The 26,482-nt window shown below is 36.5% G+C and carries 16 protein-coding genes; 1 reads left to right on the top strand and 15 read right to left on the bottom strand.

From position 1 onward, the window contains the following. Positions 1–448: 448 nt before the first annotated feature. From AC1DY0_RS09010 to AC1DY0_RS08950, 13 genes are all read right to left on the bottom strand, one after another. Complete coding sequence (locus tag AC1DY0_RS09010) at positions 449–1,636, bottom strand: aldose epimerase family protein (protein WP_477188274.1); 1,188 nt, start codon at positions 1,634–1,636, stop codon at positions 449–451. A 105-nt stretch (positions 1,637–1,741) separates the two neighbouring features. Next, positions 1,742–3,250, bottom strand: a complete 1,509-nt coding sequence (araA, locus tag AC1DY0_RS09005; RefSeq protein WP_477188273.1) for an L-arabinose isomerase — start codon at positions 3,248–3,250, stop codon at positions 1,742–1,744. A gap of 176 nt (positions 3,251–3,426) precedes the next feature. Beyond that, a complete protein-coding gene (locus tag AC1DY0_RS09000; protein WP_477188272.1) occupies positions 3,427–4,128 on the bottom strand; it encodes an L-ribulose-5-phosphate 4-epimerase in 702 nt (233 codons plus the stop codon). Further along, on the bottom strand, positions 4,112–5,803 hold the full coding sequence (locus AC1DY0_RS08995) for a ribulokinase (RefSeq protein WP_477188271.1): 1,692 nt from the start codon (positions 5,801–5,803) through the stop codon (positions 4,112–4,114). The genes AC1DY0_RS09000 and AC1DY0_RS08995 overlap by 17 nt, the downstream gene beginning before the upstream one ends. Before the next feature lie 165 nt (positions 5,804–5,968). Further along, the gene (locus tag AC1DY0_RS08990; protein WP_477188270.1) at positions 5,969–7,954 is read right to left on the bottom strand and encodes an alpha-L-arabinofuranosidase C-terminal domain-containing protein; all 1,986 of its coding nucleotides are present in this window, start codon (positions 7,952–7,954) and stop codon (positions 5,969–5,971) included. Positions 7,955–8,056: 102 nt separating this feature from the next. After that, positions 8,057–10,021 carry a glycoside hydrolase family 127 protein gene (locus AC1DY0_RS08985; RefSeq protein ID WP_477188269.1) on the bottom strand — a complete coding sequence of 655 codons (1,965 nt, stop codon included), beginning with the start codon at positions 10,019–10,021 and terminating at the stop codon, positions 8,057–8,059. A 125-nt stretch (positions 10,022–10,146) separates the two neighbouring features. Beyond that, positions 10,147–11,124 (bottom strand): family 43 glycosylhydrolase, encoded by a 978-nt coding sequence (locus AC1DY0_RS08980; RefSeq protein ID WP_477188268.1) that lies wholly within the window; start codon positions 11,122–11,124, stop codon positions 10,147–10,149. Between the two features lie 108 nt (positions 11,125–11,232). Continuing rightward, positions 11,233–12,216 (bottom strand): glycoside hydrolase family 43 protein, encoded by a 984-nt coding sequence (locus tag AC1DY0_RS08975; protein WP_477188267.1) that lies wholly within the window; start codon positions 12,214–12,216, stop codon positions 11,233–11,235. A 79-nt stretch (positions 12,217–12,295) separates the two neighbouring features. Continuing rightward, complete coding sequence (locus AC1DY0_RS08970; protein WP_477188266.1) at positions 12,296–13,921, bottom strand: arabinan endo-1,5-alpha-L-arabinosidase; 1,626 nt, start codon at positions 13,919–13,921, stop codon at positions 12,296–12,298. A 10-nt stretch (positions 13,922–13,931) separates the two neighbouring features. Next, a complete protein-coding gene (locus AC1DY0_RS08965) occupies positions 13,932–15,479 on the bottom strand; it encodes an alpha-N-arabinofuranosidase (protein WP_477188265.1) in 1,548 nt (515 codons plus the stop codon). A gap of 54 nt (positions 15,480–15,533) precedes the next feature. After that, positions 15,534–16,529, bottom strand: coding sequence for an arabinan endo-1,5-alpha-L-arabinosidase (locus tag AC1DY0_RS08960; protein WP_477188264.1), 996 nt, complete (start codon positions 16,527–16,529; stop codon positions 15,534–15,536). Positions 16,530–16,667: 138 nt separating this feature from the next. Beyond that, complete coding sequence (locus AC1DY0_RS08955) at positions 16,668–18,248, bottom strand: RagB/SusD family nutrient uptake outer membrane protein (protein ID WP_477188263.1); 1,581 nt, start codon at positions 18,246–18,248, stop codon at positions 16,668–16,670. Between the two features lie 31 nt (positions 18,249–18,279). After that, positions 18,280–21,393, bottom strand: a complete 3,114-nt coding sequence (locus tag AC1DY0_RS08950; RefSeq protein WP_477188262.1) for a SusC/RagA family TonB-linked outer membrane protein — start codon at positions 21,391–21,393, stop codon at positions 18,280–18,282. Positions 21,394–22,036: 643 nt separating this feature from the next. Between AC1DY0_RS08950 and AC1DY0_RS08945 the strand changes: the two genes are divergently transcribed. After that, positions 22,037–22,726, top strand: coding sequence for an NUDIX hydrolase (locus AC1DY0_RS08945; RefSeq protein ID WP_477188261.1), 690 nt, complete (start codon positions 22,037–22,039; stop codon positions 22,724–22,726). A 101-nt stretch (positions 22,727–22,827) separates the two neighbouring features. Here AC1DY0_RS08945 and fsa read toward each other — a convergent pair whose 3' ends face one another. Both fsa and AC1DY0_RS08935 read right to left on the bottom strand, forming a co-directional pair. Continuing rightward, positions 22,828–23,484, bottom strand: a complete 657-nt coding sequence (gene fsa / locus AC1DY0_RS08940; RefSeq protein ID WP_477188260.1) for a fructose-6-phosphate aldolase — start codon at positions 23,482–23,484, stop codon at positions 22,828–22,830. Positions 23,485–23,576: 92 nt separating this feature from the next. Next, complete coding sequence (locus tag AC1DY0_RS08935; protein WP_477188259.1) at positions 23,577–25,631, bottom strand: transketolase family protein; 2,055 nt, start codon at positions 25,629–25,631, stop codon at positions 23,577–23,579. Positions 25,632–26,482: the final 851 nt, after the last annotated feature.

The raw sequence follows: 26,482 nt of genomic DNA, 5'->3' as shown, positions 1-26,482 counted from the left end.
TTTTTAGTTTTAAGTTAATTTTGCAATATTAACAAAGAATTAAGAAATAGGCAATTTTGAATAAAAAATTGATTTTGATTTTTTTGTATCTATTTTTACGAGTATTGTCAGTTGTCATTATGGGGCTAACTGTGAAAATCTTTTTCTGATTTCAAAAATGAACTTTGCCAGCTCTTTAGCCCTGATGGGAGCGGCATCCCATCTCGTTTTTTCTAGGAGATGGAATATAGCGGACAGCAGGAACGATGTTTCCCGATAATGCCTTTTGTTTCGCTCCTTGTTTTAGGACAAATTGATCTTGAAATCTAGGGGTTAAATCTATTTATAAAACAAAAAAAAACCTCGGAAGTATAATCTTCCGAGGAACTTTAAACCAACAAGTGTCAGTTTATAAACTAGATATCTAACTAAATAACCATTTTTTATATAATAACTAGTATATTTTAAATTACTTAACCGAAAATTTAAAAGTAGTTTTTGTTTTATAGTTTTCTCCAGGACTTAAGACAGTCGTAGGGAAATCTTTTTGATTTGGAGAATCTGGATAATGTTGTGTTTCTAAACAAAAACCAGTTCTGTGTGCGTATGTTCCTCCGTTTCTCATTGGTAAAGTTCCGTCTAGAAAGTTACCAGAGTAGAATTGGATTCCAGGTTGGTCAGTATAAACTTCCAACAATCTTCCGCTTCCTGCGTGGTAAGCTGATGCTACCAAACGATCTCCTTTGCCTTGGTTGTTCAATACCCAGCAGTGGTCGTAACCCAATCCTTTTTTCAATTGGTCGTCGTTGGCTCCAATTTCTTTTCCAACCAATTTTGGTTTTCTGAAATCAAATGGAGTATTGGTCACATCCGTTAATTGACCTGTTGGAATAAGCGTTGCATCCACAGGAACTAATTTGTCTGCATCAATCGTGATTTCGTGATCCAAGATTGGTTTAGAGAAATCAGATGAAAGGTTGAAATAGGAATGTTGAGTTAAGTTCAACACAGTTTTCTTGTCTGTTGTAGCTTCATATAACACATCCAAAGCATTGTCTTTGTTCAACGTGTAAGTTACATACACCGTCAAGTTTCCAGGATAACCTTCTTCCCCGTCTTTGGCCACATACTTCAATTTTAGAGAAGCAGTGTCTCCTCCTTTGGCTTCTTCAGCAGTCCAAACCACTCTGTGGAAACCTTCCGGTCCTCCGTGCAAAGCATTTGGCTCATTGTTGATGGCCAATGAATATTGTTTTCCGTCCAAGGTGAATTTACCTTTGGCAATTCGGTTTCCAAATCTTCCGATAAGGGCTCCAAAATACGGATTGTCTTTTTGGTATTGTTCCAATGAATTAAAACCAATCACGACCTCTTCGGATTTTCCCGCTTTGTTCGGTACTTTAAGTGAAGTGATAATACCGCCGTAAGTGATGATGTTTACTTCCATCCCTTTATGGTTTTTCAAGGTATATTGGTCAATTTGAACTCCCTTGTCTGTTTTGCCATATGCCGATTTTGCTATGGACACTGAGTCTGTGGCGTTAGCTTCCTGAGCAGTCTCTGCTCCATCGGCTTTTTTTTCTCCTTTACACTGTATATTCATACTTGCTAAACTTAAAATGGAAATTCCATAAATACAACGTTTTACTAGGTTCATAAATTATTTGGTTTTTTAGTTAATTAAAAGCAGAAAGGCAAAAGCCCTAAAGTCGAAAGTTAAAAAAATTAACTGAAAGTTTCGACTTTAAGGCTTTATGTTAAATTACAGACGATGCTGAAAAATATGGAAATAAGCTTCATTGGCGTTTATGGTATCCTTGAAATTGCGGATAGTTGTATTTGCATCGATTACCAATAATTCAATACCGGCAATATCAGCAAAATCTTCCATAAATTCAGTAGTCACCGCTTGGCTATAAACCGTATGGTGAGCACCTCCTGCAAGAATCCAAGCAGTTGCAGCAATATCAAGATTTGGTTTACAATCCCATAATACACGAGCTACCGGAAGTTTTGGTAAATCAGCCAAAGGTTTCACTGCAGTCACTTCGTTTACGATTAATCTGAAACGAGTTCCCATATCCACAAGCGATACATTGATGGCATCTCCTGCAGGTGAGTTGAATACCAAACGAGCTGGGTCTTCTTTTCCTCCAATTCCTAATGGGTGAACTTCGCAATTTGGTTTTCCGTCAGCAATGGATGGACAAATTTCCAACATATGCGATCCCAAAACGTATGATTTTTGAGGTGTAAAGTGATAAGTGTAATCTTCCATGAATGAAGTTCCTCCTTCAAGGCCAACATTCATTACTTTCAATGCTCTAACCATGGCAGCAGTTTTCCAGTCACCTTCTCCACCAAAACCGTAACCGTCCGCCATTAAACGTTGGGTTGCAATTCCAGGAAGTTGTTTCCAAGCTCCCAAGTTTTCAAAAGTATCGGTAAATGCTCCAAAACCTCCTTCTTCCAAGAAAGCTCTCAGTCCCAATTCGATTTTTGCAGCATCCGCCAATGATTGTCTTTGCGCTCCACCTTCTAAAAGGGATGGGGTCAAATTATAAGAAGCTTCGTAAACAGCCAATAAATCAGCCAATTGTTTGTCGGTTACTTTCTCGATATGTTTAGTAACATCTGAAGAATCGAATCCATTTACAGAAACACCAAAACGAAGTTGAGCTTCTACTTTATCTCCTTCGGTAACGGCAACTTCACGCATATTGTCACCAATACGAGCTACTTTTAGGTTTTGAAGTTCGTTCCAACCTAGTGCAACTCTTGTCCAGTTTCCTATTTTGGTTTGAACGCGTTCGTCTTCCCAGTGTCCTACAATCACTTTGCGTTTTTTACGCATTCTTGACATAATAAAACCAAATTCTCTGTCTCCGTGAGCCGATTGGTTCAAGTTCATGAAGTCCATATCTATAGATGCCCAAGGAATTTCAGCGTTGAATTGTGTATGTAAGTGACATAATGGTTTATTCAAAATACTTAAACCACCAATCCACATTTTGGCTGGTGAGAAAGTATGCATCCAAGCCACAATACCAATACAGTTTTTGTTGGAATTAGCTTCCAAACATACATTCAAGATTTGTGCAGGTGATTTTACTACATCTTTGTATACCAATTTTACTGGTAATTTTGAGGATGCGTCCAATCCTTTTGCTATAATTTGAGAATGTTCGGCAACTTTTCTAAGTGTTTCTTCACCGTATAATTCTTGGCTTCCTACTACAAACCAAATTTCTTTTTGAGATATATCTATCATTTCTTCTTTGTTATTTTTGTTTCAAGTTTCAGGTTTCAGGTTGTTGGAATCTGAAAATCTTGAATTGTTATTATTATTATTATTATTATTATTATTATTTGTTTCAGGTTTTCTTTGTTTCATATTTCATGCTCCAATAACTTGAAACAAAAAAAACATGAAACATGAAACTTTTTTTACTGTCCGTAATACGAATCTTTTCCGTGTTTGCGCAGGTAATGCTTTTTGATTAAAGAATCCTTCAATCGAGGAGCATTTGGATTTATTTGCAAAGTCAGATATGCCATTTCGGCCACGACTTCCAATACTTTACTGTTGTAAACGGCTTTGGCTGCATTTTTTCCCCAAGCAAAAGGACCATGATTTCCTATCAGAATCATTTCGACTTCTTCGTACGAAAGGTTTTTTTCTTTGAAACAATTCAAGATTTGAATTCCTGTGTTGTGTTCATAGTTTCCTTCGATAAGTGAATCAGCCATTGGCGCTGCACAAGGAATATCAGACGTTAAGTGATCGGCGTGGGTAGTTCCAAAAATTGGAATATCGCGTTGCGATTGTGCCCAAGCTACCGAATAGGTCGCGTGGGTATGAGCAACACCACCAATGTTTGGCCAGTTTTTATATAAATAAGCATGTGTTTTGGTGTCCGAAGAAGGACGCAAACTACCTTCAATGATGTTGTTGTCAAAATCTACAATAACAATGTCCTCTGGTTTTAGGTCTTCATAAGGAACACCACTTGGTTTGATCGCAAAAACACCTTTTTCGCGGTCAACTGCACTTACGTTACCAAAAGTATAAACTACCAAATTCAATGCATTCAACTGCATATTCGCTTCGTAGCATTCTTGTTTTAAATCTTTATACTGTGAACTCATTTTTTCTTTTTTTAATAGATGGATCGGCAAAAGCACTTAATTGGTCGTAAGCCAAAAGCAATTTGTTATAAGCAGCTACTTTGTCGAGTTGCGGAGCATATTCACTTTCAAAAGGGCTTCCCATTTTTTGAGCTGCATCAATTACGTTTGGATAAATTCCGGCAGCAACAGCAGCGTAAATGGCCGCTCCCAATGCAGGTGCTTGATCTGATAAAGCTACTTTGATTGGTTTGTTCAACACATTGGCCAATGTTTGCATAATGAATGGCGATTTGCGAGCCACACCGCCAATACCAATTACGGTGTCAATTCGAACGCCTTCTTCTTCAAAGCGATCCACGATTTTTTTGGAACCAAAACAGATTGCATTTACCAATGATTTGAATACGTGTGGTGCTTTTGTTCCTAAAGACAAGTTCGATATGGCGCTTTTAAGTTCTTGATTCGCATCTGGAGTTCTTCTTCCATTAATCCAGTCCAATGCTACTGGAACACTTTCGGATAATGGTATTTTTTCTGCTTCGGAAGTTAATTGTATGATTAAATTGTCACTGATTTCAGCTTTCAATTGTTCTTTTTGTTCGTTGGTCAAAAGGGTAGAGGAGGTCAATAAATTTTCGGTTGGCCATAGCAATAATTCTTTGTACCAAGCCAATAAATCACCAAAAGCAGATTGTCCCGCTTCAAGACCAATGAAACCAGGAATTACTGATCCATCGACTTGTCCGCAGATTCCACGAACGGTTTTTGTTCCAATAGATTCTTTAGTGTCTACTATAATATCGCAAGTTGAGGTTCCCATTACGCGAACTAAAGTATGTTCGTCTATCTTGGCTCCCACAGCACCTGAATGTGCATCGAAAGTTCCAACTGCAATAACTGTATCTGTTGAAAGTCCTAATTTAGTTGCCCATTCTTGGTTTAAATTACCGGCAACCAAATCTGAAGTATAGGTTTCATCGTATAATCTTCCGCGAAGCGATGCCAAATACGGATCCAATTTTTCTAAAAATTCCCCTGGAGGCAAACCGTTCCAGTCTTCGTGCCACATCGCTTTGTGACCCGCTGCGCAACGGCTTCTTTTGAACGATTTCAAGTCTTTATTGTCAATCAACAAATACGTCATCAAATCGCAATGTTCCATCCAAGTATAGGCTGCTTTTTTTACAGCTTCGTCCTGTCTGGCAACGTGAAGGATTTTGGCCCAAAACCATTCAGATGAATAAATTCCCCCTTCGTATTTAGTGAAATTTTCTCCGCCCCAGTTGGCCGCCAATTCATTGATTTCGTTCGCTTCATTTATAGCTGTGTGGTCTTTCCATAAAACCATCATGGCATTTGGATTATGTTCAAAACCTTTGGTCAGTGCCAATGGAGTTCCATCTTCGGCAACCGGCACTGGTGAAGATCCTGTAGTGTCAATGCAAATGCTTCGTATAAGCGACGGATCCACTTTGCTATTTTCAACTACATATTTTATGGTAGTTTCCAACCCTTCGATATGGTCCAAAGGATGTTGGCGAAACTGATTTATTGAGGCATTACAATATTCTTTATTTTTCCATCGCTTGTAATCACAAACGCTTGACGCCAATTCCTGTCCATTTTCAGTGTCTATCAATACAGCACGAACAGAATCTGAGCCGTAATCTAATCCTATTACATAATTTTTCATCACAAATCTTTTTTAATACGTACAAATATATATATAATTATTTAATAAGTGTATAAAAAACACTTAATTTATTTTGTATTGACATTTTTCTTGAAATGTCAGTATTACTGGTGTTTACGAAGAAAATGAAAAACAAGTGTTTAAAATACATTTGTACTGTTCTGATTATTTCATTTTCAGCTTCAAAACAGTAACGGAATAGGCTGGAACGCTCAATGATGCTTTCTCACTTTTCAAGATATATTCGCTTTCTTTCGGGCTGATTTTTTTAGGCGAAGCAAATGAATTTTCGTCATTAGTATTTGGACTCGTAAGTGTTATAACTGTTCCTTTTGATTGGAATTTACTTCCTTTTAAATCAACTGTAATGTCTTGCGCTTTTGCAGAAGTATTAACCAGTTTCACAATTACTTCTTTGGTAGTAACGTCTTTCACTGCCGATGCAAACAAATCGTTTTGACCAGTAACAGCTTTTCCGTCTTTGGTTATCGATAATAAATCTGTTCCTTTATTGTTGGCGAATAATTTTTGCACATAATAATTTGGTGTACCAAAGGACTCTAAATTATTAAACCAAATCATATCCGGCGTCCATTGCCAACCTTCTTCGTGAGCAAATAAAGGAGCATACGAACTAAGATGAACTACTTCGGCGTTGCGTTCCATTCCAGTCATAAAAGCGGCTTCCGAAAAAGCACATTCCCAGCTGTTTTTGTTGTCAGGACTTGCAATGGCTACTGTTTGTGCTGCATATTCTCCAGCGAAAATTTTTGGCCCTTTACGGTCGTAATTGTCGTAACGAGTTGCATTTTCTCTAAACCATTTTGGATCTTTATAATAATGCTCATCAATGATTTCGGCATTCAATTTTTTAAGTTCCGATTGTGCATACTCAAAATAATCTCCTTCTGGAAATGGCCCGCTTCCTGAAACAATCGTAATTTCTGGATGTTTTGATTTGATTGCTTTTTCAAACACTTTATAACGCTCGATATAATCGGTTCCCCATTGCTCGTTTCCAACTCCAATGAATTTCAAATTAAACGGTTTTGGGTGACCCATATCAGAACGAACTTTCCCCCACGGAGTATCTACGCTTCCATTGGCAAATTCAATTAAGTCAATCGCATCTTGCACATAAGGATCCAATTGATCCATAGGAACCAACTCGCCTGTATTGAACTGACAAGCCATTCCGCAGCTTAAAATTGGTAATGGACTAGCTCCGATATCTTCTGATAATTGAAAATATTCAAAAAATCCTAAACCAAAAGACTGAAAATAATCAGGTGTTGGTTTATGCGCAAACTCCGTATTCCAGCGGTTAACCAAGCTTTCTCTATTATCAACTTCTCCAACGGTTTTTTTCCATTGGTAACGTTGTGCCAAAGTTCTTCCCTCAACAATACATCCGCCAGGAAAACGTAAAAAGCCAGGTTTCATATCATATAGTAATTGTACTAAATCTTTACGAAGACCATTTTTTCTATTGTTCCAAGTATCTTCTGGGAACATTGAAATCATATCCAAATCGATTGTTCCTGTCCCTTCAAAAGTAAAACGCAATTTTGCTTTTGCTTCTGTGGCTGTTGGAGTAAGCTGAGCGGTATATTCATTCCAGCCTGAAGCGGTAGGAGCAATGCTTGTTTCGCCTAAAACTTTATTGTCTTTTCCAATGAATTGAATAATTATCTTCGATATATTTCCAGTTTCTTTAGATGCTTTTAGAGTCAAATTGTATTTTGCTCCACTTTTAATTCCCATTCCTCTGAAACCTTCATTGATGATTTCATAGCCTTTAGCATCTTTTACCGTAATTCGGCAATAATTATGATTGGTTCCTTTTTTTGAAAATTGAACAGGAACAGCAATTCCGGATTCGGTATTAAAATTATGTTTGTCACTTTTTGGTTGATTCCACCCCATTAAAGGATCATCAAATTCGAACGAGCGGTTTTTTACCATTTCGGCATACAAACCTCCATCGGCAGCAAAGTTGATATCTTCAAAAAAGATTCCATACATCGTTGGCTGAATTTTGGTAATGGTTTTGTTGGTGTTTACTTCAAGAGTTGTTTGCTGCGCATTAGCATAGATGCCGTTTAGTAAAAGACCGCAAAGGGTTATTTTGGTGATTAAATTTGGTTTCATCATTTTTTGTTTAAGGTTTAAAGTTTAAATTTTCAAGTTGTTGGATTGAATTTTAAACTTTAAGAATTGTGCTATTTAAGTGTCTATATTCTATTATCTCTTTTACTTTTTCAAATCAATCCAAACTTTCATTTTGCCAACTCCTCTGTTCGACCAGGAATAATATGGAATTGCTTTTAGTTTTCCAGTTTGAATAGTATTTACACCATCCAAAAGATTTGCTTCTTTGGTTACTTTGAAAGTATCATTGGCATCAATAGTGATTTTGTCAAAGTTGGCCGGATTGTCTATTTCTTCGATAGCATATACAATCGGACCATATTCTAAAGCTACTTTCCCAATATTGCCTTCCACTTTGGTATTGGTTACTACTTCTTTTACTTCCATTGGGAAGTCAAGCTTTATGATATCTCCTTTTTTCCATTTTCGCGTAATGCTGATGTATCCTTTATCTTCTTTATATTCTAAAGGTTTTCCGTCCATCGTTAGAGTAACTTTTGCGGAAGCGAGATTTTTGTAACTATACAAATCGCCTGGTAAAACTTGGTTTCTGGCCCAACCCGGAATTCTTAATTTGATAGTGAATTCACTTTCTTTTTTGGGTGAAACCGTTAGCGCAACTTTACCATCCCAAGGATAATTGGTTTGTTGAGAAACTTCCAATTCTGTTTTGTCCAAAGAAATTTTTGCAGTATTCGAAGCATATAAATTCACATAAAGTATGTTTTTGCTTGTTGAATAAATCAATCCCGGAATTGAAGGAATAAAACGAATTAAATTGGTTGGGCAACAAGAGCAGTCAAACCACGATTGACGGGTGCACGAGCCTCTGTTGTTTTTGTGTACTCCATCTGATTCCAATGCATTTGGATAGAAAAATTGTTTTCCGTCCAATGAAATTCCAGAGATTAATCCGTTGTATAAAGAGCGTTCGATTACATCAAAATAATCGGAGTTTCCTGTCAAGTTATGAAGTCTGTGGTTCCAATACACATCACCAATAGCGGCACAAGTTTCATTGTAAGCTGTTAGGTTCGGCAATTCGTAATTTGCTCCAAAGGCTTCCCCATCATGTATAGCGCCAATACCTCCAGTGATATACATTTTTTTGTTGACCATGTTTGTCCACAAATTATTTACCGCATTCAGGTAGTCTTTGTCGTTGTATATTGCGGCAATATCGGTCATTCCAGCATACATATAAACAGCTCTCACTGCATGTCCCACAGCTTCTTTTTGTTGAGTGACAGGAATGTCATCTTGCGCATAAGCACCGTATAGTTTATGGTTTTTTGGATTTCCTCTATTGTCTAGAAAGTATTTGGCCAGATTCAAGTAGGCCTTATTATTGGTGATTTGATATAATTTTACTAAACCAGTTTCTACGATTTGATGACCTGGAACGCCATGGACTTGGTCTTTCCTGTCGCCAAATGTTGTAACCAACAAATTGGCATTTTTGATGGCAATGTCCAAGAAGTTTCTTTTCCCTGTTGCTTCAAAATGCACAACAGCCGCTTCTATCAAATGTCCTGAGTTGTACAATTCGTGACTAATTTGCAAAGATTCCCAACGTTTTCCTTCTATAACTGGTACCCAAGGAGCTGGCGGTTTGGCAGGATTAATGGTTCTCCAAGTGGTCAAATATCCGTCTTTTTCTTGACCCACTTTGATAATGCCAATAAGCGAATCCAATAATCTTTCCAGTTTTGGATTGGGTTCGCTTATCAAGGTATTCGAAGCACCTTCGATAATTTTGTAAACATCGGTATCGTCAAAAGGCATTTGTCCTTTTACTTCACCTTTCATTTTGCCACCTGCAATCAAGAAATTGTCCAAACGTCCTTCTTCCTCACATTTTTGGATGGCATACTCGATAGTTTTTTCCTGAACTCTTTTAATAATTGGTAACCAAAAGCTATCTGTAATCTTTACATTCTGGATATTGACCGGTGTAATGGAATATCCTATGCTTTTGGGAGTATTATTTTGGGCAATCATTTTGCCTGAAAAACAAAATAAAACAGCCCCAAAAAGAATGTATTTTTTTAATTTAAAGGGTTTCATTGTTTGGTTTTTAATGTAATTAGTTTAATGATTTTTTGGCTCATTCAATACTTGCTTTTTTTAGTAAGGTGCAAGATAAATAAAATAAGTGTATAAAATACATTTTTAAAATAAATTAAATTTTTTTATAGCCTTGGCCACAAATCAGAATCCCATTGCAATTGCTTTATTTGCAGAAGTGGTCTTCCATTTTGTTTGGCATCATAGGCATGGTAAATGATGTAATCTTTCCCGTCAAAAGTATAGGTGCTGTTGTGTCCAGCTCCGAACCAATTCTTGTCTCCTTGAATGAGTAAAGTTCCTCCGCCTTCGGTTAATAATTTTCCGTCTTTGTCAACGTATGGACCCGTAATGGTTTTGGATCTTCCCACTACGACTTTGTAGGTACTTTTTTCGCCTCGGCAGCACAAATCCCAAGATAGAAATTCATAATAATAACCATTCTTTTTGAAGATAAAAGGCGCTTCGAGTGCTCCATCACCTGGATCGGAATCAGCAAGTTCGAATGTTCTTTTGCGTTTGGCAATGGTATGCCATTCTTGTGGTTGTGCTATTGACTTCAAATCGGGGTTCAATTTGACCATTTTTAATCCTTCCCAAAAAGAACCGAAAGCCAACCAAGGAGTGTTGTTTTCGTCGAAAGTCAAATTAGGATCGATGGCATTCCAAAGGTCTCGGTTGGGAATGGATTGAATGACAATTCCCTGATCGACCCATTTGTAGGCTGGGTCTTTTGGATCCAAAGTAGTGTTGGTTGTTACCCCAATCGCCGAAGTATTTTTTGCGAAAGCGGAAACTGAATAATATAAATAATAGGTATTGTTGTGAAAGGAAATGTCTGGTGCCCAAATGTGGTTGTCAAAACCAGAAACCACTGTATCCACCCAAAGAGGTTTTTCTGGGAATATTTGAGGTTCTTTATTCCAGTTTTTTAAATCTTTGGAACTGAAAACGCTGATGCCTTTTCCTGTGCAATACAAATAGTAGGTGTCTTTTTGTTTGATCATCACGGGATCATGAACAGTAATGTCCTGTGCCAATGATGAGGTGCCAATTAAAGCAACCAAGAAGATTAGGAATGGTATGTGTTTGTGAAATCTCATATCTTATTTTTTTAAACCAGATAAGTCATTTAAGAAAATAGAAACTCAAAATGGTTTTGTTATTCATTTATGTCTAATGCGACGCTGTAACTGTAATCTGAATACTTCTTACTTAGTTATTCCCTCTGTTGTCATAATCACCCTTTTCATAGTCCCGTCTTTATTGTAAAACAAACGATCAACACAAACGGATCTTCTAAAACTGCCGCCATTGGGTTGAGTTGCTCCGTTGTGGTAAATGAAATATGATTTTCCTTTGAAATCGATTATCGCTTGGTGATTGGTATTTGAATTTCCGGCGATTTCATTCAAAATGCCTTTGTATTCCCAAGGTCCGTTGATGGATTTACTCATGGCGTAGGCAATTTTCTCCGGAAACTGATAGGCATATGATAAATAATACCAATTGTTGTGCTTGTGAATCCAAGGGGCTTCGGTGTAATTAGGCAAAGGAATGGTTTGGATTGGACCATCGAGTTCGGTCATATTGGCTTTTAATTTGGCATAATGACAAACGGTATTTCCCCAAAACAGGTAAGCTTGCCCATCGTCATCTATCATTACCGTTGGGTCGATATCATCCCAGCTAATATTGGTTTGGGTCGTCATATCATTGGTAATAAGTGCTTTTCCAAGTGCATCTTTGAATGGCCCAGTTGGGCTGTCCGAAACGGCAACTCCAATTGCTTTTCCATTAATAGTTCCGTGCTCAACGGTAACATACCAATAAAATTTTCCGTTGCGTTCAATGACTTGAGCTGCCCAAGCATCGGATTTTGCCCAAGTAAAATCAGTTACTTTCAACGGAACTGGATGTTCTTGCCAATGCACCATATCGGAAGAGGAATACACCAGCCATTCGTTCATTTTATAAAAATTAAAATCATTTGGGGCTTCATCATGACCGGCATAGAGATATACTTTGTCTTTGTAAACCAAAGCCGCCGGATCTCCAGTGTATTTGTCTTTTATAATTGGGTTGTTGATGGTAACGTTTCCTCCATTGGCGGAAGCCAAAACATTATCTTGCGCCATTGTTTTCATAGATGAAACAAATGTCAAAAGAGATAGGGTTAAGATTGTGTTTTTCATTTTTGCAGTAAAAAGAATATGTTGGTTAAAACAAATGCCTTTTTTAATAATCTAAAAAAGGCATTTGTTCAGTAATAGATTAATTTATTTTTTTGCCCCAAACAGGTACCCCTGCAGTGGTAAGTCCAGAATAGGTTAGCGTTACTTTGCGAGTGGCGCTTTCCCAATCCCAGGCATCATTTACTTTACATTTTACACCATTTACGGTCAATGTTTTGTTGGTGCTGTCATACGTCCAGGTTCCTGAGACTCCACCGCTAACTTTTTTGTCGGCTGTCAAGTAAATGGTAGCTGATTTTTGAATGGTAGCATATTGATAATTCATAGTGATTTGTTCCCATGTCCCCATTAAAGAAGCTTCAGTAATGGTAGTAGCAGGCACACCAGCATAACGCTCGGGTGCAACTACTGGCCATCCATCCTCGGTCCATTGTATTTCGCGTACATGTCCCATCATTATGGCATTAGAAACAGAAATTCCTGGTACATCTTTTGGTAAACGCGCTTGTGAAGAGTAAAACCACTGTTTTGTTTCCGGATTTTGGAAAATGGCACAATGTGAAATTCCAACCCAACCGGTATGATTATTGAAACCGTAAGGATGTGTCAGCATTGGCCAACAGTCGGCACCGCTTGTTACATTGGCACCATCAATTCCAAGATATGGCCCCATAATGTTTTTGGAACGACAAACTCTGGTGTTGTATGGTACATCCAAACCATCATAGGCTAAAAATAAATAATAATATTGTGTGTCTGGATTGTATATGATTTCCGGCCCTTCGGAGGCTTGCCAACGACTGTTCGCACTGCGTGTGGCGATGCGTGTTCCATAATCGCTCAAGGTTTTCAGCTGATCTGGTTTTCCGGTAGTTGGATTCAGTTTTAAAGCTGCTATGCCAGAATGCCAAGATCCGTAAATTAGATATTGCTCTCCCTCTGGTGTTTCGATAAAACTAGGATCAATTGCATTAAATTTAAAATAGGCATCTTCCCAATTTCTGGTACCAGTAAAGGAATACGGTTTTAGGCCATCGGGTTCTGAACAAACCACCATTCCTTTGTCTGTCCAAACGTTTGAAGCTAAATCAGTGGTTTCGGCCAAACCAATAAAGGCTCTTTCTCCCCAGGAGTTGTCAAAATTAGTTCCAGTTATAGGGTTGTCGACCACAATGCTATAATACATTCTGTAGATATTCCCCACTTTTCGAACACAAGGTGCCCAATAGCCATAATTAGGATTTTCAATGGCTGGCAATGCAGGATTCATTCGGGCTCTTTTATTATTCAAGGAATCTTTTACCCAAGCCGGTGCCGTGGTCATTGAAGAACCCATAAATTCCCATGTAATAAGATCTTTGGAGCGTCTGTAGAAAAAATGCCCGTGTCCATCTGTAGTATTTCCGTAAGAAGCGTCTGTTTGGTACATATAATAATAGTCTCCACATTTGGCTACCGACGGATCATGTACGTTGGCTAAATTCCATTTCGAATTACTGCTCCAAGAGGAAATCGAGGTGTAATTATCGGCATATGTTGGTCCAGGAAAAGTAGGAGTGGGGGTAGGAGTAGGAGTTGGTGTCGGAGTAGGAGTAGGCGTCGATGCAGAATCATCCCCTTTGGAACAACTACCCAATGAGACTGCAACAGTTAGTACAAGTACTAAAAAGGATGCTACTCTTACAATGGAATTTGATTTTTTCATAATGATTTTTTTATTTTCCTTCTAACATTATAACTGAAAAAGGAGGAACATTAACTGTAAGTTTTCCTTTTTTAACTTCAAAACCTTTGAAAGGAACGGGTTGTATTTTTGTTGGATTATCGAATGAGTTGAAATCTTGTAGCTTTTGCGAAGCAATTATCATTCCAGTTAAAGATTTAATTCCAAGTTCATTGATGTCAATCTCTATGGTGTTTTCTTTTTTAGCATCTATATTTACTAATGAGATATGAACCAATCCTTTTTTATCCTTTGAAGCCGAAGCTGATAGGGCAGGGAGTGTTTCGTCTTTGTAAGTGTATAAAGGTGATTTTATTGTAATAGGCAATTGTTGTGCATCTTGATGTACACTGTACAATTGCATTACATAATAAGTAGGCGTCAAAATCATTTTGGCTTTATCGGTAAGGATAACTGCTTGCAAAACATTAACACATTGTGCTAAGTTAGCCATACGAACCCTGTCTGCATGATTATTGAAAATATTAAGGGTAGATCCAGCCAAAACTGCATCTCTCATTGTGTTTTGTTGGTACAGGAATCCAGGATTTGTCCCTTTTTCAACTTCATACCAAGCTCCCCATTCGTCTACAATCATTGCCACTTTTTTTTCTGGATCATACTTGTCCATAATGGCTGAATGTTTGGTAACAAGTTCTTCCATTTTTAAAGCAGATTTCATCGTTTGGAAATATTCAAATTCTGTGTAATCCACACCATCTCCTTTTTTTGTCCAATCGATTACAGCATAATGGTGTACTCCAACTCCTCCTAACATGTTTAGAGGAATGTCTTTCATCAAGGTTTCGGTCCAATTATAATCGGCACTGTTAGATCCTGAAGCAATACGAGTTAAACCGCCAGTGTTTTCCCAGTCAGACATGAAAGTGGCAAACTTTCGGTATTCTCCAACATAATAATCGGCTGTCATATTCCCTCCACAACCCCAAGCTTCATTTCCAACTCCCCAGAATTTAACTTTCCAAGGTTCTTTTCTACCATTTTTTTTACGCAAATCACTCATTGGGCTTTTACCACCAAAGTTGGTGTATTGTACCCAATCTGCCAGTTCTTGTACGGTTCCGCTTCCTACGTTTCCAGAAAGATATGGTTCTGCGCCTAAGACTTCGCATAAATTTAAAAAATCATGGGTCCCAAAACTATTGTCTTCCGTAGTTCCTCCCCACCATTTGTTTACTATTGTAGGTCTATTTTCTTTTGGACCAATACCATCTTTCCAGTGGTATGTATCTGCAAAACAACCACCAGGCCAACGAAGATTAGGAATTTTTAATTTTTTTAAGGCATCAATAATATCGTTACGAACACCGGCTGTATTTGGTATTTTAGAAGTATCACCCACAAAAAATCCACCATAGATACACCTTCCTAAATGCTCAGCAAAATGACCATAGATGTTTTTGTTAATAGTTGGAGCATTTGCAGTATTTTTTATGGTAACTACTGTGGTTTCTTTTTGTGCAAAACTGGTTTGGCTACAAAAAGCAATAATGGATAAGAAGAATAAGACTTTTTTCATGATGTTTTAATTTATAAAGAGGAAGTTGTGGATTCCCTCTAAATATTAATTTTTTTAATATGCAATAGTAGGCCAACCTCCTGACCATGTAAAATTAACTATTTCCAGTTTAGGATTTCCGCTATCGGCACCGTCATAATAGTGAACAGAGCCTTTTTGGGTACCTACAATTCTGGAAATATGTCCTGGACCTATGTAATTTCCAGTTGTTTTTAATACTGTTGTGCCTCCACCGCTTGTCAATGACACTCCGCTTTTATCCACAAATGGGCCAAAAGGACTTGATGAACGTCCCACTACAATATAGTAAGTGCTGTTTACTCCTTGGCAACAAGCGCCGCGGTTGGCAAACATATAATAATAACTACCTTCTTTAATTAAGCAAGGTGCTTCCCAACTTGCGTTACTACCACCGGCAACAATCGTTTTGCTTCCAGTAGTTTTGCCAGTAGTTGGATCAATACTGATAACACCAATTCCAGCATGAAACGAGCCATAAGCCATATAAACATTGCTTCCGTCAACTAAAATGGAAGGATCAATAGCGTTTACGTCTGAAGAGGAAGATGAGGATACAACAACACCTCTATCTGTCCATTTCGTTCCGGCACTTTGAGAAATTGAAGGAGCAGTTACCAAACCTATTGCAGAGGTAGCCGATCCAAAAGTAGAACAGGAATAATACATATTCCAACGGTTATTAAACCATGCAACATCTGGTGCCCAAAATGTTGTAGTAAAACCTGGTACATAACTGGTTATCCAGCTTGGAGTTGAAGTGAATACGGATGTTCCCCAAGTCCAACTTGTCAAATTTGTTGAGTACGTCATAGGAATATTGTCTCCGGTTGTAAATACATAATAATTCACGCCACTTTTTACGATCGTACTTGGATCATGGGAAGGAACATTTCCAGTAACTGTTTTTGCAGTTAAACTGGAAGAACTAGAAACTTGTAATTCAGCATCCGAAAGAGTAGAAATGTCCTCTTTTTGGCAGCTTACTATTATTAAACTTAATAGAACAATGTATGTTTTTATTTTTATCATAATTTAAAATTAAGTGTTGTTTTTTAGATAAACTCATGCCATTCTGCGATTCTATTTTAAGTTATAAAATCACGTGGTATCCTTTTTCTAGGACTACCACATGATTTTAATAACTAAACTAACTCAAAAAATATAATATTAATAACTTGGATTTTGTGTTATTGGAAACTCGTTTGTGTCTATTTCTAATTGAGGAATAGGGAAGTACTCTCTACCAGATGCATAAGAATCAAATTCTGAATCTCTAGATTTCAACCAAGCTAATTTTGCTGGATCTTCTAACCATCCCCAACGGCGTATGTCATCAAAACGATGCCCTTCGAGTGCAAATTCCAAGAATCTTTCATGTCCAATTTGTTCTCTCATTGCAGCTTGGCTAAGACCTGGTTTTGCAGTGCTTAAGTTTGGTAAATTAGCACGGTCTCTAACCATTTGAATGTAAGTATATGCACCTTGAGTATCTCCAGTTTCGTTCAAACATTCTGCATACATCAACAAGATGTCAGCATAACGTAACAAACGCTCATTAATTCCAGAACGCCAGTCTTTTTCATTTGCATAAGCTCCACCGCCATTTTCATATTTTTTGCAATAAATATCATTTAAATCTGCTTGGGAGTCTTTATAAGCTTCTTCAAATGTAGTTTGATAAATAGGTGTGGCGCCTCCAGGTTTTCTATAAAAAATAGTAGCGTCTAAACGTGGATCAATAGCACCAGTTTTGGTTTTTTCCTCTTGGAATTCATTAAATAATGTAAACGTTGGTTGTACATCTTTGAATCCAAAAGCTGCAGCCCCATAAGTAATGGCTCTCGCTGAAGTTTTTCCCCAATCTGAAGCAGGAATACCACCCCAGCTCAATCCAACACCACCTACTTCTCTACTAAATTGCACTTCAAAAAGCGATTCAGAGTTGTTTTCGTTGGTATCAGTAAAGTTATCTGCATAGTTAGCAACCAATGAGTAAACTCCTAAGTCAATGACTTTTTTAAAGGTGGTTTTCGCATTATTGAAATCCTTTGTAAATAAGTAAGCCTTTCCTAGGAAACCTAGTGCCGCACCTTTGGTAGCACGACCTATTCCTTTTCCTGAATCGGCAGTATCTATACCTGAAATACCTTGGTAAGTTGTAGGCAACATTTCGGCTGCTTGCGTAAAATCGGAAATAACCTGTGCCCAACCTTCTTCTTGACTTTTTTGTGGATGATATACTGATAAATCTAAAGGAACTGGCACATTTTTAAACATGTTTACTGCATGAAATAGATACAAACCTCTTAAGAAGTAAGCTTGTCCTAAAATTCTATTTTTGAGTGCTGCATCAGTAAATTGAATACCTTGGACATTAATCAAAACTTGATTAACACGATTAATCCCTTGGTAGTATTCTCTAAAGGCCCATCCGTAAATTGCAGGATCTGAAACGTTTGAATTAAAATATCCTACATTTTTCATAGAACCCCATGGGCTATTACTGCGTGTACCATCGTCCTTAAGGTCTAATAAAAGAGGAGAACTTCTCATATAAGTACCTTCGTTTAATAAGCTGCTATAAGCTGCGTTCAAGCCTTTGAGTGCATCTTCATCTGTTTTCCAAAAGGATTCTGATGAAGCTTCGTTTGGATTAACTTGTATTAAATCGTCATCTGATACACAACTCACAGTTGTAAAGGCGATATAAAGAAATAAAGTTAAATATTTTATATTTTTATTTTTCATAGTACTAGTATGTTAAATTTTATTTTACGTATTAAAAATTAGCCTGAACCCCTAAAGAAATAGTTCTTGGATTAGGAAAAGATCCACCATCGTAACCTCTTGATATTAACCCGTCATTACTGTTAAAGTCTGGGTCATAACCTCTGTAGTTTGTTATTGTCCACAAGTTTTGTCCGTTTGTATATACTCTAACTTTATTTATGAAGCTTTTCTCATTCATTGGTATTTCAAATCCAATTTCTAAATTTTGCAATTTTACATAGTCACCATTTTCGACAAATCGGTTAGAATCTCTTCTATTACCATTAGGGTCACCAATAATTGGTCTTGGAACATCAGTGTTTGTATTGGTTGGTGTCCAGTAATTTAGTTCATCTGTACTATGGTTTCCATAATCTCCAGCCATCAAATTTCGGTACATACCGTCGAATACTTTATTACCCCCAGAACCTTGAAATAAAAATGACATATCCCAGTTTTTGTAATTGCAGCTGAAGTTTAAGCCAAAGTTGTATTTAGGTATAGTTACTCCTTGATATGTCCTGTCTTTATCATTGATAATACCATCTCCTTTATCAAATTTACCGTCACCATCAGTATCTACAGTTAATTGATCCTTGAATTTAATGTCTCCAACTCCTGCATTGGTTTGTGTTGGTGATGCTGCAATTTCTGCTGTATTTTGAAAAATACCGTCAGTTTCATAAGCATAAATTTCACCCACAGAACGTCCTACTTCTGTTTTTGATGCTGCTCCGTAGATAGGTGAGTTTGTTTTGCCTAAACTAAGTACCTCGTTTTTCAATGTGCTGAAATTTGCTGAAATGTCATATTTAAAGGCGTGATCATTGTTTCTGTATGAAGCAGAAAATTCTAAACCTTTATTTTGTATCGAGGCTGCATTTGTTTCTATGTCTGGATTTGCAAATCCGCCATCCGCATATGAAATAGATCCAGTTGAATATGGTATTGGAAAATTAAGAAGTAAATCTGATGATTTTTTAATATAATATTCAGCTGTAAATTGTAATTTATTGTCAAAGAAACCTAAATCTACAGCAACATTTGTAGTAGCTGTCTTTTCCCAATGAATATCTGGGTCAGTTGTTCTTACTGAAGTTGTTCCGTTTGCTATGGCATTATTAAAATTGTAGGCAGCAAAACTATTAAGAGTTGATGCGTAAGCATAAAGACCAATTGTGTTATTCCCTAGTTCTCCATAACCTCCTCTTAGTTTTATTGTGTTAAACCATTCTGGTAAGTGTAGGAATTCTTCATTGCTCAATTTCCATGCTCCTGAAACACCATAAAAGTTTGCGGTATTGTTTTCAGGTGCAAATTTTGATGATTTATCTTGGCGGAAGTTTCCTGTAATAAAATACAAATCATTATAGCTATAGTTTAATCTGCTGATGTATGATTTTGCTGTTTCTGTACTTTTGTATTCTCCTGCTGAAATACCTGACGTCGGAGCATATTGTATTTCTGCGATTGTACCTGTTGGGTATCCAACACCTCTAGACCAATGATTATAGAAATCATTTTGTTGCTGGCTGTATCCTAACAATGCATCTATTTTGTGGTTTCCGAAAGAAATATCATAAGTAAGTATATTGTCTAAAATTGTTTTTGTTAGATTTGAGTTAGATACATCTAAAGCAGCCTCAGCAGCTTCAGTTACGTAATACCATCCTAGATCACTTTGTGGATTGTATTTTCTGTTTTGAGCATCTAGTCTGTCATAACTACCACTAATTTTGTATTTTAAACCTTTTACCAACTCAAGTTGAAGCCAAAGATTTCCAAGAGCACGATTTCTTAAAGTTGTGTTTTCTATTAAATTATTGAAACCAATAACGTTCATGGATATGGCTCTTTGAGTAGTGTAATCTGTTCCGCCGTATCCTCCTAATCTATTACTGTCATAAACTGGCATAGTTGGTATTGCTCCAAGTAAATCACTGATAGGAGACTGTCCTGGATTGTACTCGTTAAAATTTGCTTTGTTCGATTGAGTGTAAGCTATTTTGGCTCCATAACTTAATTTGTCTTTTTTACCAGTTAAATTCAAATCTGTTGAAGTTCGTTTGTAATCTTGAGGAGATTGCATATAACCTTTGTTTTTGAAATAGTCAATATTCATACTGTAGTTCATTGCTTCTGAACCACCGTTAAAATTTAGAGCATGGTTTAGAACAGTACCTGTTTTAAAAGCAGCATCTTGCCAGTCAGTATCAACATTTTTGATGTATGCTGGATTAGTTGGGTCATTTCCAGGAGCGATAGTCAACCCCAAATTTCTCTCAGCTTCGCTGGTAATTTGTTGATATTGCTGTGCATTGGTTAATGACCAATTTTTAGCTACATTTTGCACACCAAATAGTGTTTTATAGCTAATGCCCATTCTATTATTCTTACCTTTTTTAGTGGTAATAATAACAACTCCGTTAGCCCCACGCACTCCATATATGGCAGCTGCAGAAGCATCTTTAAGTATTTGCATAGATTCAATATCTCCAGGAGCAAAATCATAAGGGTCATCGACCATAATTCCATCTATAATAAAAAGTGGATTATTGTTTTTAAATGAAGAGATTCCTCTAATTTTAATATTTACAAATCCTCCAGGTTCTCCCGAAGATTGTACAGTAACTCCAGCAGCTTGACCTTGAAGCATTTTTGCCATATCATAAGATACTGTCTTTTTTGCGCTTTCGACATTTACTACACTAACAGATCCTGTAAGGTTAGATTTCTTTTGCGTCCCATACCCAACAACAACTATTTCGTCAAGTTTATTAATGTCTTCTTTTAAAGCTAAATTAATTTGTGTGCGGTTTGAAATGGTTACGTCTTGATTTTTAAATCCAACAAATGAGAGAATAAGTACATCTGTAGGTTTTGCATTGATTGAATATTGCCCGTCAAATCCAGTAGAAGTAGAAGTTGAAGTTCCTTGTACTAATACATTCACTCCAGATAGAGGCATTCCGTCTTTTTCGGAGGTAATCTTTCCTGAAACGACATTAGCTTGTTGTGCCGATACATTATATGTGGCGAAGAGCATAACTAATAGTGCTAATAGCCATTCTTTTTTAGGCAATAAAAAATTGCAATAAAAAAATAATCTGTGGTTTGTTGTCATATTGATTGCATTTTGGTTAATTATAAGTGTAGTTTTTACATTTGTAAATTTAAATAAAAAAAAAGCATAAAAACAAATTAATCTGATAAAAAAAGTCGCGAAAAAAAATGGATATCCTAAAATATATTGATAAACGTAAGTATTTGTGTATTTTATAATTACGAAAAACGTTTTCGTAAATTACAAATGTCTGATTATTAGATATTTGTATGTTTGTTTTATTTCTAAATCAGTTTTTATTTTTTTTTAATATTTTTTAGGAAGGATCCTTTTTTTKGAATAAAAAGAAAGATTTAGAATACAAAATAAACGAGTTAAAGTCGGCTAATTTTGTTTTTTGGACCTTTTTTTGATTCATTATTGGTTTCTAAAATGCTAAAAAAAGACTTGTAAATGTAATTTTAACACTTAATTATAATGCTTGTATTAAAAATTAAGTCAAAATATGGACTCTTAATCCTTGTTTTTAGATTTTAACAAGGATTAAGGAAAACTGTAGAGATTGTTGAAATAAATGCATGATTTAGTGAATCAGATACTTAAAGGTGTTTTTTGTGTTTTATTTTTATTAGTGTAAAAACCACATTAAATAAATTTGGTAGTTTTAAGGAAGTTCTTATATTTACGACAAAATATATAGAAAATGCTAAATAGTTATAGTACAGCAGACAAAGTTCTTCTAGCGGTAGATTGTATCATTTTCGGCTTTGATGAAGATGGGTTGAAAATTCTTTTGATTAAAAGGGATTTTGAACCAGAAAAAGGAAAATGGTCCTTAATGGGTGGATTTCTTAAAAAAGAGGAAGTATTGGATACGGCAGCCATAAGAGTTTTGAATACTTATACCGGTTTGCAGGATATCTATATGGAGCAACTTTATACCTACAGTGAAATTGATCGTGACCCGGTTGAAAGAACCGTATCGGTGGCTTATTATGCGCTGATTAATATTGAAAATCATAATGCAGAATTGATTCAGAATTACCATGCAAAATGGTTTAGTGTTTCTGAAGTGCCAAAATTGATTTTTGACCACGACAATATGTTGTCACATGCCATAAGAAGATTGCGCTACAGAACCTCCATGAGACCAGTGGGATTTGAGCTTTTGCCCGAAAAATTCAAAATGAGTCAGTTGCTTAAATTGTATGAATCCATTTTGGACAAACAAATCGACAAAAGGAATTTTATCAGCAAAATCAATTCGTTGGATATTTTGATAAAATTAGATGAGAAAGATATGACTTCTTCTAGAAAGGGTTCTTACCTCTATACTTTTGACAAAGAAAAATATGACGCTAAACTCTTGAATCATTTTGCTTTAAATTTTTAAAAGATAAGCAGATTTGATTTTAGTTCAACAAAAAAAGGAAGCTTCTATTGCAGAAGCTTCCTTTTTTTGTTGAACTAAAATGAATTTTGGATGTTTAAGTTTTAGCTATTCCCTTTTTGGTAATCAGCCAAAAATGTTGCCAATCCACTATCGGTAAGTGGGTGTTTTAGCAAACCTTCGATAGCGCTTAATGGACCCGTAATAACATCGGCACCAATTTTTGCACAATTTATAATATGCATGACGTGACGAACAGAAGCTGCCAAGATTTGAGTTTCATAACCGTAATTATCATACACCAATTTGATGTCTTCAATTAAAGATAATCCATCCGTAGAGATGTCGTCCAGTCTTCCGATGAAAGGAGATACGTAAGTCGCACCTGCTTTGGCGGCAAGCAATGCCTGACCTACCGAGAACACTAAGGTACAGTTGGTTCTGATTCCTTTATTCGAAAAATATTTAATAGCTTTAATTCCGTCTTTAATCATCGGGATTTTTACCACGATCTGCGGATGTAATGCTGCCAATTTTTCTCCTTCGGCAATCATTCCTGCAAAATCAGTTGAAATAACTTCGGCACTTACATCGCCATCCACCAATTCACATATTTTAACATAATGCGCAATAATATTATCGGCTCCAGTGATTCCTTCTTTTGCCATTAACGAAGGATTTGTTGTTACTCCGTCCAATATTCCTAAATCATTGGCTTCTTTGATGTCTTTTAAATTTGCAGTATCGATAAAAAATTTCATGTGTATGTTTTTTTTGAGAATCTAAGTTTCTAAGTCGCTAAGATTCTGAGTTTTTTTTAATTTTTTTTTGAGATGCTGTGTTGCTAAGATTCTTAGTTGCTCAGCACCTTCGAGCTTTCCTCAATATATTTTAGTATTTCTGCACAAACGCTGTGACTGGTAAATCCAAATTTTTCGTCCAAAACGCTCGCTGGTGCCGAATAACCAAAATGATCTAATCCCACTATTTTTCCGATATCACCTATCAATCCTTCAAGGTTAACAGGAAGTCCGGCCGTAAGTCCAAAAACGAGTTTCCCTTTTGGAATAATACTTTCTCGATATGATTTGGATTGCGATTTAAACAAGCCTTCGGAAATAATGGAAGCTATGTTTATTTTTAAATTATGTTCTTTTTCTAAAATCACTGCTGCATCAATAAGTGTTGAAACCTCCGATCCATTTGCGATTAAAGTGATGTCTGGGTTTTGTGTTTTTTTTACCAAATATCCACCTTTTTTGGCTTCTGTAGCTTCTTCATATCTTGTAGTATATGCAGCTGGAATATCCTTTATACCTTGTCTTGAAAGAATTAAAGCAGTTGGTGTTTTTGTGTTTTTCAAAGCCATATCCCAAGCCACGGAAGTTTCGATGGCATCGGCGGGGCGCAATGCCAATAAACTTTGGTGTCCTGAATGGTTTTTGACTTTTTCCAACAAACGCATTTGAGCTTCTTGCTCAATAGGTTGGTGGGTTGGGCCGTCTTCTCCAACTCGGAAAGAGTCATGAGTAAGCACATATTTTACCGGAAGTTCTTGGATTGCGGCCAATCGTATGGCAGGTTTCATATAATCCGAGAATACAAAAAACGTTGCCACTACTGGAATTACACCACCATGTAGAGCAATACCGTTGGCGATGGAAGTCATGGTTAATTCAGCAACACCAGCCTGTAAAAAGGCACCTTCAAAATTATTTTTTTGCAATACCGATGATTTTTTCAAGAAGCCATCAGTTTTGTCACTATTGGATAAATCAGCTGAAGAAACGATGATGTTTTCTACGTTTTCGGCCAGATAAGCCAATACTGCTGATGAAGCATCTCTAGTCGCAGCATTTGGTTTTTGAGCCACGCTGCTTAAATCCAATTCCGGTAATTCGCCAGATAAAAACAGTTGCATCTTTTGTGCCAAGGCTGGGTTTTGTTTTTCCCATTGCGCTATTTGCTGTTTTTTTGAAGCCGCCTTTGCCGTTTTTTGATTTAATATTTTGGTATATTGCGTAGCTACTTCTTCAAAAATGGCAAAAGGATCTTCTGGATTTGCTTTGAGGTTTAAAAGCGTTTTGATATAATCTGCTTTAGTGTCTCCAATAGGTTTTCCGTGTAATTCGCATTCACCTTCATACATAGAACCATCGGCAGTAACACAGCCTTTACCCATTATCGTTTTACCGATGATTAAGGTTGGCCTGTCAGTTTCTTTATTGGCAGTGTCCAATGCTTTTCGGATTTCCGAATGGTCATGGCCGTTGATGGTAATTACGTTCCAACCCCAAGCTTTGTATTTCATGGCGGTATCTTCAGAAGTCACTTCATCGGTCATTGAAGAAAGCTGTACATCATTCGAATCATAGAACATAATAAAATTATTCAATCCTAAATGTCCAGCGATTCTTCCTGCTCCCTGCGAAATCTCTTCTTGAACACCTCCATCGGTGATAAAACCATATATTTTGTGGTCAAAAAGTCCCTTAAATCTTGCTCCAAGAAACTTTGCCGCGATGGCTGCTCCAACACCCATTGCGTGACCTTGTCCCAATGGCCCCGAAGTGTTTTCGATTCCTCTCAGAACATCAACTTCTGGATGTCCAGGCGTTACAGAGCCCCATTGTCTAAATTGCTGTACATCTTCTTTTTTATAGTTCCCTAATAAATAGTATTGTGCATACATCAAAGCCGATAAGTGCCCCGCATCCATAAAAAAGCGATCTCTAAAAGACCAATCCATTTGGGTTGGGTCAAAATCTAAATACTCAGTGTATAAAATATGCATAAAGTCCGCACCTCCCATGGCACCTCCCGGGTGTCCTGAATTTGCTTTTTCTACCATAGAAATAGCCAGTGCTCTTATGTTGTCAGCGGCTAGTTGGTCCATTTTGTGGTTCATAATTTTTTAATTTGGTTGTAATAGTATTATTGATGTTTTTACTTTTTTTGATTTTTATAAATCATTTTTAATTGGAGTGTTTTCTTTTTTCTAATTCTAACTTAGAAACGTTTTTTGATTTAAAGTTAGGTAGCTTTTAATCAGTTTGCAATTTTAAATCGAATAATCGAGGTTTACTATTTTGTTCTGATGTCGATTTGTCTCATCAATAACTGACTATTTTTGAGAGGGTAAGAAAGAATAAAATAATAAGTGTAAAAAATACATTTGCAAATATAGCTAAATTTGTTTTATAATAGCAAAAAAGAAAATATCATTTTTTAACCCCTGGCTTTAAATTATTTTTTCAGTGGAAAAATAGTTGCTTTTCTTCACAATTGATGGGATAGATCACTTATTTACCATAAATGAATAATTACATTCAGTTTAAAAAAATATGAAATTACGAGTTTGCCCCCCTTTTTTTTCGAATTTACCCCTTCTGGGACTTTCGAATTAAGCTTTACTTTGCGTGTATAAAATACAATAATACAGTGGTTTGTTGTTATTGATTTTGTAAATGTCTTTGGTTAGTTAGGCAGTTTTAGAATTACATGAATCTGTAAAGTGGCATTTGCAGAGAAATGTAAAAATTTGTTTTTACACATTTATGCCCAAAGTATATCCTTTGGGTATAAATAGAACAAATTTTAAATTGTAGAAAATGTTTTGTGCTACTGTTTTGAGTTTTACATATTCTCAATATTGGCTAGCAAAAATAAAATTGGTTTATGCTTTATGTGTTTTTTTGTTTCGACAAACTGAAAAAACAAAGCGCATTTAAAAAGATTTAATTTAATAATGATTTGAGT

It is taken from the genome of Flavobacterium sp. P1_E4 (assembly GCF_056405915.1).
The sequence above is the reverse complement of the archived record's forward strand: the minus strand, read 5'-3'. Positions and strand labels throughout refer to the sequence as shown.

Bases quoted from the DNA above. Each gene is read 5' to 3' on its own strand.
- AC1DY0_RS08975 (WP_477188267.1), bottom strand. From the start codon at position 12,216: ATGAAAAACACAATCTTAACCCTATCTCTTTTGACATTTGTTTCATCT.
- AC1DY0_RS08960 (WP_477188264.1), bottom strand. From the start codon at position 16,529: ATGATAAAAATAAAAACATACATTGTTCTATTAAGTTTAATAATAGTA.
- AC1DY0_RS08985 (WP_477188269.1), bottom strand. From the start codon at position 10,021: ATGAAACCCTTTAAATTAAAAAAATACATTCTTTTTGGGGCTGTTTTA.
- AC1DY0_RS08935 (WP_477188259.1), bottom strand. From the start codon at position 25,631: ATGAACCACAAAATGGACCAACTAGCCGCTGACAACATAAGAGCACTG.
- araA (WP_477188273.1), bottom strand. From the start codon at position 3,250: ATGATAGATATATCTCAAAAAGAAATTTGGTTTGTAGTAGGAAGCCAA.
- fsa (WP_477188260.1), bottom strand. From the start codon at position 23,484: ATGAAATTTTTTATCGATACTGCAAATTTAAAAGACATCAAAGAAGCC.
- AC1DY0_RS09010 (WP_477188274.1), bottom strand. From the start codon at position 1,636: ATGAACCTAGTAAAACGTTGTATTTATGGAATTTCCATTTTAAGTTTA.
- AC1DY0_RS08980 (WP_477188268.1), bottom strand. From the start codon at position 11,124: ATGAGATTTCACAAACACATACCATTCCTAATCTTCTTGGTTGCTTTA.
- AC1DY0_RS08945 (WP_477188261.1), top strand. From the start codon at position 22,037: ATGCTAAATAGTTATAGTACAGCAGACAAAGTTCTTCTAGCGGTAGAT.
- AC1DY0_RS08995 (WP_477188271.1), bottom strand. From the start codon at position 5,803: ATGAAAAATTATGTAATAGGATTAGATTACGGCTCAGATTCTGTTCGT.
- AC1DY0_RS09000 (WP_477188272.1), bottom strand. From the start codon at position 4,128: ATGAGTTCACAGTATAAAGATTTAAAACAAGAATGCTACGAAGCGAAT.
- AC1DY0_RS08965 (WP_477188265.1), bottom strand. From the start codon at position 15,479: ATGAAAAAAGTCTTATTCTTCTTATCCATTATTGCTTTTTGTAGCCAA.
- AC1DY0_RS08970 (WP_477188266.1), bottom strand. From the start codon at position 13,921: ATGAAAAAATCAAATTCCATTGTAAGAGTAGCATCCTTTTTAGTACTT.
- AC1DY0_RS08950 (WP_477188262.1), bottom strand. From the start codon at position 21,393: ATGACAACAAACCACAGATTATTTTTTTATTGCAATTTTTTATTGCCT.
- AC1DY0_RS08955 (WP_477188263.1), bottom strand. From the start codon at position 18,248: ATGAAAAATAAAAATATAAAATATTTAACTTTATTTCTTTATATCGCC.
- AC1DY0_RS08990 (WP_477188270.1), bottom strand. From the start codon at position 7,954: ATGAAACCAAATTTAATCACCAAAATAACCCTTTGCGGTCTTTTACTA.